Here is a 1,658-nt window from a genome sequence, read left to right as displayed (position 1 = left end):
CGGTAGTTGTCAATAAAGATGTCGCGTCACTTCAAGCAGCTTGCTTTAGTATTTCCGGCTGAACCCGTTCCGGATTAAGCCAGACCTCGTCCTTCAAATCCCAGTTCCGTGTGGCACCTGACCAACGTTGCGGGCAGCGCTGTTTTGCTGCCTCGTAGACCTTCTCACGGCGTTGCAGGATCGCTTCCGCCTGGCCGCTATGTCGCTGCGCTGGCGTCACGAATTTCAGCCCGCTGTGCTTGTGCCGGTGGTTGTACCACTGCACAAATTGAAGCGTCCAGGCTCTTGCCTCCTCAACGGTGTCGAAGGGCTTGCGCGGGTAGTTCGGCCGATATTTACATGTGCGAAACAGCGACTCCGCGAACGGATTGTCGTTGCTCACACGCGGTCGGCTGAACGACGGCACCACACCCAGCTTCTCCAATGTTGCCAGCATCGTCGCACCCTTCATTGCGCTGCCATTGTCGGAATGCAGCACCACCTTGCGACCTGCCAAGCTTTCCGCCAGACTGGCCTTGCGCATCAACAGCGCCGCCAGTTCCGCCGACTCGGCGATGTGAACTTCATGCCCGACGATTTTGCGGCTAAAGACGTCGAGCACCATGTACCAATAAAAGTAGAGGCCCTTCACGCCGGCCGGCAACCAGGTGATATCCCACGACCACAAGCGATTCGGTTCGGTCGCACAGTGGCTCGTCACCACCCTGGTTGTGGGCTTCTTGGCTCGTCCCCGGTGATGTTGCTGCAGCTCAGCCTTCAAGATGCGGTAGATGGTCGACTCCGACGCCAGGTACTCGCCCCGGTCAACCAGGGTGGGCACGATCTGGCTCGGTGGCTGGCTTGCAAATTCCGGACTGTTGACCAGTGCCAGTATCTGCGCGCGCTCATCCGCGCTGAGCTTGTTGGCAGGGGCAGCGCGACGAGCCCCTTTGCGTCCATCTCCGGTGCCGACCTCGCCTTCGCGCGTCCAGCGTTGATAAGTACGGATGCTGATCTCCAGCATCTTGCACGCCACCGCGCGCCGGCAACCACTGCCCACAGCCTCTTCAATCAATGTCATCACCAACTGGCGATCCGGGGTGCCGGTCAGTCTTCCTCGGGATCCCCCCAGATCGCCTGGGCTTTTTTTCTGAGAATGATCAGCGCAGCCGCCTCGGCCAGTGCCTTCTCCTTGCGCTGCAATTCTTTCTCCAGCTGCTTGATTCGCTTGCGGTCGCTCTTGCTCTGCTCGCGTTGTTCGCGGGTGCGCTCAACAGTCTGCGTATTGGCCTCCTGGCACGCATCGCGCCACGCCGCAATCTGTTCGACGTACAGGCCTTTGCGCCGGCAATATTCAGCCAATTCCGCTTCGTTCAGTTGGGCCGTTTCCAGCACCACCCCAAACTTGTCTTTCGAGGACCATTCCTCGGCATTCTTCCCATTACCCGGCACCGGCACTCCCTGCGTTTTTAAGTTTCGTCGCCAAGTATAAAGTGTCTGTTCCGAGATGCCATTTTCCCGGGCCAATTCAGAGACCAGCTTGTTCTCCGGAGGCATCATTCGTCTGAGAATGGCTTCCTTGCGTTCTAATGAATAGCGTTTCACTGCATGTCTTCGCTCCGCCCCCTGAGCTTTTTAAGAAAAATCAGATGACGCGACATCTATCCTGACACAGGGGG

Annotated in this window: 1 protein-coding gene; it reads right to left on the bottom strand. The window is 58.1% G+C overall.

Annotated features, from left to right (window positions below; translation table 11 throughout):
- Nucleotides 1–31 precede the first annotated feature (31 nt).
- Nucleotides 32–1,584 (bottom strand): IS3 family transposase gene (locus KHU29_RS21980; RefSeq protein ID WP_343216090.1). Its coding sequence is split into 2 segments (ribosomal slippage): nucleotides 32–1,122 and nucleotides 1,122–1,584, totalling 1,554 coding nucleotides; the frame shifts between segments, so codons are not numbered across the junction.
- Nucleotides 1,585–1,658 lie beyond the last annotated feature (74 nt).

Origin of the sequence: Collimonas antrihumi, from assembly GCF_018304965.1 — a bacterium.
GTDB lineage: Bacteria > Pseudomonadota > Gammaproteobacteria > Burkholderiales > Burkholderiaceae_D > Collimonas > Collimonas antrihumi.
This window is presented reverse-complemented; position numbering and strand designations above follow the sequence as displayed.